Origin of the sequence: Bradyrhizobium sp. DOA1 (genome assembly GCF_001593325.1) — a bacterium.
Classification (GTDB): Bacteria; Pseudomonadota; Alphaproteobacteria; order Rhizobiales; family Xanthobacteraceae; genus Bradyrhizobium.
Genome location: NZ_JXJM01000001.1, coordinates 902,355 through 909,026, shown reverse-complemented (window position 1 = coordinate 909,026; position 6,672 = coordinate 902,355). Strand labels below are relative to the sequence as shown.

Sequence of the window (6,672 nt, the reverse complement as noted above, 5' to 3'; positions counted from 1 at the left end):
TTCGGCCTAGTTTAGGCTCGTGAATGCCAGGGACAAGCCCGGGCATGACGGCTGAGTGCGTGGCTACCGCACCGTCGCAAAGAATTTGCGCACATCCCGCACGAACAGCTCCGGCTGCTCGAAGGCGGCGAAATGGCCGCCCTTCTCCATCTCGCTCCAATGGGTGATGTTGGGGAAGTTCGGCTCCATCCAGCGCCGCACCGGCGTGATGATCTCCTTGGGGAATGCGGCGACGCCCGTCGGCACCTTCACGACCGGCGTCGTCCGGCGCTTGCCGAAGCTTTCCCAATAGAGCCGTGCGGAGGAGGTCGCCGTCTCCGTCGCCCAATACAGCATGACGTTGTCGAGCAGCTCGTCCCTGGTGAAGATATTCTCGGGATGGCCGTCGCAATCGGTCCAGGCCCAGAACTTTTCCAGGATCCAGGCCGCCTGCCCGCTCGGCGAATCCGTCAGGCCATAGCCGAGCGTCTGCGGTCGCGTCGATTGCTGCTTGGAATAGCCGGAATCGAGATCGACATAATGCTTGAGGCCGGCGAGCGCGCGCTTCTCTTCCGCGGTAGGATCGCCGCCCTCGGTGCGCGGCGGCGAGTTGAAGGAGAGCGTGATGTGGATGCCGGCGCAACGCGCGGCATCCTGCGCGCCGAGCGAGGTCGTCACCGCCGAGCCCCAATCGCCGCCTTGCGCGCCATAGCGCGCATAGCCGAGGCGCTCCATCAGCTTCGCCCAGGTCGCGGCGATGCGGTCGACGCCCCAGCCGGTCGTCTTCGGCTTGGCGGAGAAGCCAAAGCCCGGCAGTGACGGGCAGATGACGTGAAACGCATCCGCGGGATTGCCGCCATGCGCGGCGGGATCGGTGAGCGGCGCGATCACCTTCTGGAATTCGACGATCGAGCCCGGCCAGCCATGGGTGATGATCAGCGGCAGCGCGTTTGCTTCTTTCGAGCGGGCATGGATGAAATGGATGTCGAGCCCGTCGATCTCCGTGGTGAACTGCTCGAAGCGGTTGAGCTTTGCTTCGCGCGCCCGCCAGTCGTAATCACTGGCCCAGTAGCGGCAGATCTCCTGGATCCACTGCAGCGGCGCGCCCTGGCTCCAATCGTCCACCAGCTCCGCCTCCGGCCAGCGCGTACGGGCGAGGCGCGACTTGAGGTCGGCGAGGACGTCATCGCTGATGGCGATGCGGAACGGTTTGATGGCGGTCATCGGCGGCCTCCCCTTGTTCTTGTTGTCATTCCGGGGCGCGCGTAGTGCGAACCCGGAATCCATTTCGCTATGGGGTCGGCGGCCCAATAGATTCCGGACTCGACGCTTCGCGTCGCCCCGGAATGACGACCTAGCCTGACAGCGCCGCCTTCACGAGACCTGACGCCTTGCCGAAATCCATCTGTCCCGCGTACTTCGCCCGCAGCACGCCGATCACCTTGCCCATGTCCTTGATGCCGGCTGCGCCGGTTTCGGCGATGGCCTCAGAGATCGCCTTCTTCACCTCGTCCTCCGCCATCTGCTTGGGCAAATAGGCCGAGATCACCGCGATCTCCTCGCGCTCCTGGGCGGCGAGCTCGGCACGTCCGCCCTTGTCATAGAGCTCGACCGCCTCCTGGCGCTGCTTGATCATCTTTTGGAGCACCGCCAGCAGGTCGGCGTCCGACAGCGGCGGCTTGCCGCTGCCTCGGGCGTCGATGTCGGCATTCTTGATGGTCGAGTTGACCATGCGCAGCGTGGACAGCTTGCGCTCGTCCTTGGCCTTCATGGCCTCCTTGACCGCATTGTTGATGTCGTCGCGCAGCATGTCGGGATCCTCTCGATCTATCAGGCCTGATCTAAGCCGTTCGCGGGCAAGAGGCCATACCGGAGCGGCCGCCGGTTCATTGTTTCCCTGCCGGAGGTCGAAATGGCTCAAAATTGCCGGTTCCGGCCTAAGTGGCTGGAGCCGCCCGTCAAATATGCAAAAACGCATGTGAATCGGGCCTTTCCCGCTTTGACGGCAGCGTTTGCCGGGACTATGAAACGCGCTCATGACACAACATGACAACGATACCGCTTGGCCGGACCACAAACCGACCGCGCTCCTCGTGCTTGCCGATGGCACGGTGCTCGAAGGTTTCGGTCTCGGCGCCGAAGGCCACGCCGTCGGCGAGGTCTGCTTCAACACCGCGATGACCGGCTATGAGGAAATCCTCACCGATCCGTCCTATGCCGGGCAGCTCATCACCTTCACTTTCCCGCATATCGGCAATGTCGGCACCAACGATGAAGACATCGAGACGGTGAACATGGCCGCGACGCCCGGCGCGCGCGGCGTGATCCTGCGCACCGCGATCACCGATCCCTCGAACTACCGCGCCACCAAGCATCTCGACCAGTGGTTGAGGGCGCGCGGCATCATCGGCCTCTCCGGCATCGACACCCGCGCGCTGACCGCGCTGATCCGCTCCAAGGGCATGCCCAACGCCGTGATCGCGCATTCCAGGACCGGCGAATTCGACCTGCATGGCCTCAAGGAAGAGGCGCGGGAATGGCCGGGCCTCGAAGGCATGGACCTCGTGCCGATGGTCACGAGCGGCCAGCGCTTCACCTGGGACGAGACGCCCTGGCTGTGGGACAAGGGCTTTGGCCGCCAGGAGAAGCCGGAGTTCAACGTCGTCGCCATCGACTACGGCATCAAGCGCAACATCCTGCGCCTGCTCGCCGGCGTCGGCTGCAAGGTGACGGTGGTGCCGGCAACGACGTCGTCCGAGGACATCCTGGCGATGAAGCCGGACGGCGTGTTCCTCTCGAACGGTCCGGGCGATCCGGCCGCGACCGGCAAATATGCCGTGCCCGTCATCCGGGACGTCATCAAGTCGGGCACGCCGACCTTCGGCATTTGCCTCGGTCACCAGATGCTTGGCCTTGCCGTCGGCGCCAAGACCAAGAAGATGCATCAGGGCCATCACGGCGCCAACCATCCCGTGAAGGACGAGACCACGGGCAAGGTCGAGATCACCTCGATGAACCACGGCTTTGCCGTGGACGAGACCACGCTGCCCAAGGGCGCGACCCAGACCCACATCTCGCTGTTCGACGGCTCCAATTGCGGCATCCAGCTCGACGGCAAGCCGGTGTTCTCGGTGCAGTACCATCCCGAGGCCTCACCGGGTCCGCGCGACTCGCACTATCTGTTCCAGCGCTTTGCCGATCTGATGCGGCAGAAGAAGAGCGCGTAAGGCGCACTACGGCTCTCGTGCCCCGGGCGCAGTGCATCACGCCGCCCTTCGCGGTGTGATGCGCTGCTGAACCGGGGCCCATGCTGAGGTTTCTGGGTCCCGGCTCAGCGACGCACCGCTTCGCGCTGCACGAGACCGGTTCAGGAACGTCTGCTCTCGCTTCAATGTTGTCTCCGCACCGTCGTGTAGCAGGAGCTCCACCATGCCCATCACCCGCGACAAGGCCGAGCCGCTCGCCATCGTGTTCGAGGATGACGGGCTCGTGCCGAACAACATCCTTCCGTTCCTGGTCTATCAGGGCGCGGTGACGCTCGATCCCAAGCGTCCCGAAGAAACCATCGAAAACCTGTTCGAAGCCAACGGCTGGGGCGGCACGTGGCGCAACGGCGTCTACGACTATCTGCACTATCATGCGACCGTGCACGAAGTGCTCGGCGTCGCGCGCGGAACTGCGCGGGTCCGCTTCGGCGGCGATCAGGGCCAGGAGCTTCAGATCAAGGCCGGCGACGTCGCGATCCTCCCCGCAGGCACCGGCCATCAATGCGTCAAGGCGAGCGACGACTTCTGCGTGATCGGTGCCTATCCACCGGGCGCGAAGATGGAGATCACGCGGGCGACGGCCGAGAACCACGCCAAGGCGCTGAGGACGATTCCGCAAGTCGCGCTGCCGCCAGCCGATCCCGTGACGGGAGAGGATGGGGCATTGATGCGGTTGTGGCGGTAGCTACAAGCGCGGTGCCGCAGGGTGGGCAAAGCGAAGCGTGCCCACCAATCGCGATGAATGTAGGGATAGATGGTGGGCACGGCGCGCAAGAAGCGCGCCTTTGCCCACCCTACGGCAGCTCGGCTTTACGCCGCGTTGCTGCCTTCCTGCCGCGTTGCTTCGAACAGGAACCAGGTGCGGCGCTCGGTCTCGTCGATGAAGTTCTCGAGAATGCTGGCGCTGGCGACGTCGCCGGCCTCGTCGCACACGTCGTGCGCTTTGCGCATCGCAGCGGCGACATGCTTGTTGTCCTGCATCAGCTCGCGCAGCATCTCGCGCGGCGGGACGTAGTCCTCGTTGTTGTCCTTGATGGTCTGGAGCTTGGCGACCTGGCCGATCGATTTCAGCGTGGTGCCGCCGATCTTGCGGACGCGCTCGGCGAGTTGGTCCGTGGTGGCGAAGATCTGGTCGGACTGCTCGTCGAGCAGCAGATGGTAATCGCGGAAGTGACGGCCGCTGATGTGCCAGTGGAAATTCTTGGTCTTCAGATACAGCGCGAACGCGTCGGCCAGAAGCACGTTGAGCGCCTCCGAGACCTTCTTGACCCCATCGGGCGACAGATCGGTGGGGGTGTCGAGATCGGGCGAGACCTTGTTGTTGGTTTTGCTCACGGGAGACCTTCCTGTTAGACGCGGACATTGACGGCGGGCCGCCGCACCCCTAACGCAAGGCGGGCAGCGCCGGTTCCTAGATAGGAACCGTTGGGTCGGGATACCATGGACGATTGGATCGATTATTACGACTCCACGCATACGATCTATGTCAGCAAGCTGCATCGCGACTTGCACTTCCAGATCATCGCGCGGGACATCATCGGCTATATCCCCTCCCCCGAGGCGGTGGTGCTGGACTATGCCTGCGGCGAGGCGCTGTCGGCGGGCCAGGTGGCAATGGCCTGCGGCAAGCTGATCCTGGCCGAGCCCGCTCCCGGGGTGCGCGGCCGCCTGATCGCGCGGTTCGCTCCGAACACTAAGATCCGCGTCCGCTCGCTCGACGACGTCCGCAAGATGCAGGACCAGTCGATCGATCTCGTCGTGATGAACTCGGTCGCGCAATACATGACGCCAGAGGAGCTGGATGGCGCCCTCCTCAACATCCGCCGGATCCTGAAGCCCTCGGGCAAGCTGGTGCTCGGCGATGTCCTGCAGCCCAATGTCGGCATGGTCAGGGACGTGATGGCGCTGCTCAGCTTCGGCCTGCGGCACGGCTTCCTGAAAGACGCGCTGGTCGGGCTGATCAGCACCGCGCTGTCGGATTATCGCCAGCTGCGCACGCGGATCGGGCTCCAGCGCTACAGCGAGGACGAGATCACGGCGAAGCTGACAGCGGCCGGGTTCGCGGTCCAGCGCGCCCACACCAATATCGGCCACAATCGCTGGCGTATGACCTTCATTGCACGACCACCTCTGGTTTATTAAGCATAAGTGCTAGCGGAGGTGGCCTCGCCCGCCTCCGATCGGTAATGATCGTCCCGGCCCGGTGGCGGAAGCGTCTACGCGAGGGCGGTGCAACGCTCTACATCCTGGTTCAAATCCAGGCCGGGTCTCCACGCTTCGCCCCTTCGGGGTTATGCGTGGCGCAGCCGCGCGAGGCCCGCAGGGGCGAAGCGTGTCCGGCGTAGCTGGAGCGAAGCGGAAGCGAAGACGGACGGACCGCCCCCAAGCAGCCCACCCTCCCCAACCCGCCAAAATTGCCGGTTGATGGGCGTTTTTCGGGGTTTCGCCGCCCCAAAAACTGGTCTAAGACCCACCCGCGCGCGAGGGAAAACCCCGCGCTCTCGCACAAGGGGACGCGCGGCAAGCGCGCCCTTTTTTTGTGCCAAAATTCCACTTCGGCGAGAGTTGATGCCCAAACGTACAGACATCACCACCATCCTGATCATCGGCGCCGGTCCCATCGTGATCGGCCAGGCCTGCGAGTTCGACTATTCGGGCACCCAGGCGGTGAAGACGCTGAAGGAAGAGGGCTACCGCATCGTCCTCGTCAATTCCAACCCGGCCACCATCATGACCGACCCGGAATTGGCCGACGCAACCTATATCGAGCCGATCACGCCCGAGATCGTCGCCAAGATCATCGAGAAGGAACGTCACGTCATTCCCGGCGGCTTTGCGCTGCTGCCGACCATGGGCGGCCAGACCGCGCTGAACTGCGCGCTGTCGCTGCGCCGGCAGGGCACGCTGGAGAAGTTCGACGTCGAGATGATCGGCGCCACCGCGGACGCCATCGACAAGGCCGAAGACCGCCAGCTCTTCCGCGAGGCCATGACCAAGATCGGACTCGAGACGCCGAAGTCGCGGCTCGCCAACGCCTCCGAGCTGAAGAAGTCTTTCCGCGACAAACACCAGGCCGAACGTGCGAAGCTGTCGGGCGCAGCTCTCGAAGAGCACGACCGGCAGTGGACTCTCGGCGAGAGCGAGCGTCGCAAGCGCTACCAGGAATATGCGTTCGGCCAGGCCATGATGGCGCTGTCCGAGATCGGACTGCCCGCGATCATCCGCCCCTCCTTCACGATGGGCGGCACCGGCGGCGGCATCGCCTACAACAAGGAAGAGTTTCTCGACATCATCGAGCGCGGTCTCGATGCGTCTCCGACCAACGAAGTGCTGATCGAAGAATCCGTGCTCGGCTGGAAAGAGTACGAGATGGAGGTGGTACGCGACAAGAAGGACAATTGCATCATCGTCGCTCGATCGAGAACCT

General features: G+C 64.0%; 7 protein-coding genes and 1 tRNA gene. 5 read left to right on the top strand and 3 right to left on the bottom strand.

Annotated elements, in window-relative coordinates; translation table 11 throughout:
- Positions 1-63: 63 nt before the first annotated feature.
- Both SE91_RS04250 and SE91_RS04245 read right to left on the bottom strand, forming a co-directional pair.
- Positions 64-1,203 carry an epoxide hydrolase family protein gene (locus SE91_RS04250; protein ID WP_061850937.1) on the bottom strand — a complete coding sequence of 380 codons (1,140 nt, stop codon included), beginning with the start codon at positions 1,201-1,203 and terminating at the stop codon, positions 64-66.
- 130 nt (positions 1,204-1,333) lie between these two features.
- Positions 1,334-1,789: a GatB/YqeY domain-containing protein gene (locus tag SE91_RS04245; protein ID WP_061846692.1), complete on the bottom strand. Its 456-nt coding sequence runs from the start codon at positions 1,787-1,789 to the stop codon at positions 1,334-1,336.
- A 226-nt stretch (positions 1,790-2,015) separates the two neighbouring features.
- On the opposite strand from SE91_RS04245, the gene carA reads away from it, so the two are divergent.
- Both carA and SE91_RS04235 read left to right on the top strand, forming a co-directional pair.
- Entirely contained in the window at positions 2,016-3,206 is a 1,191-nt protein-coding gene (gene carA / locus SE91_RS04240; protein ID WP_061846691.1) for a glutamine-hydrolyzing carbamoyl-phosphate synthase small subunit, read from the top strand.
- A 202-nt stretch (positions 3,207-3,408) separates the two neighbouring features.
- The gene (locus SE91_RS04235; RefSeq protein WP_061846690.1) at positions 3,409-3,930 is read left to right on the top strand and encodes a cupin domain-containing protein; all 522 of its coding nucleotides are present in this window, start codon (positions 3,409-3,411) and stop codon (positions 3,928-3,930) included.
- 125 nt (positions 3,931-4,055) lie between these two features.
- Here SE91_RS04235 and SE91_RS04230 read toward each other — a convergent pair whose 3' ends face one another.
- Positions 4,056-4,580, bottom strand: a complete 525-nt coding sequence (locus tag SE91_RS04230) for a Dps family protein (protein WP_008544798.1) — start codon at positions 4,578-4,580, stop codon at positions 4,056-4,058.
- 105 nt (positions 4,581-4,685) lie between these two features.
- Here SE91_RS04230 and SE91_RS04225 point away from each other — a divergent pair, with 105 nt between their 5' ends.
- From SE91_RS04225 to SE91_RS04220, 3 genes are all read left to right on the top strand, one after another.
- Positions 4,686-5,387: a class I SAM-dependent methyltransferase gene (locus SE91_RS04225; protein ID WP_061846689.1), complete on the top strand. Its 702-nt coding sequence runs from the start codon at positions 4,686-4,688 to the stop codon at positions 5,385-5,387.
- 55 nt (positions 5,388-5,442) lie between these two features.
- Positions 5,443-5,518, top strand: a tRNA-OTHER gene (locus SE91_RS35950).
- Positions 5,519-5,813: 295 nt separating this feature from the next.
- Positions 5,814-6,672, top strand: an 859-nt coding sequence (locus tag SE91_RS04220; RefSeq protein WP_502687126.1) for a carbamoyl phosphate synthase preATP-grasp domain-containing protein, incomplete at its 3' end; no start/stop codon positions are given.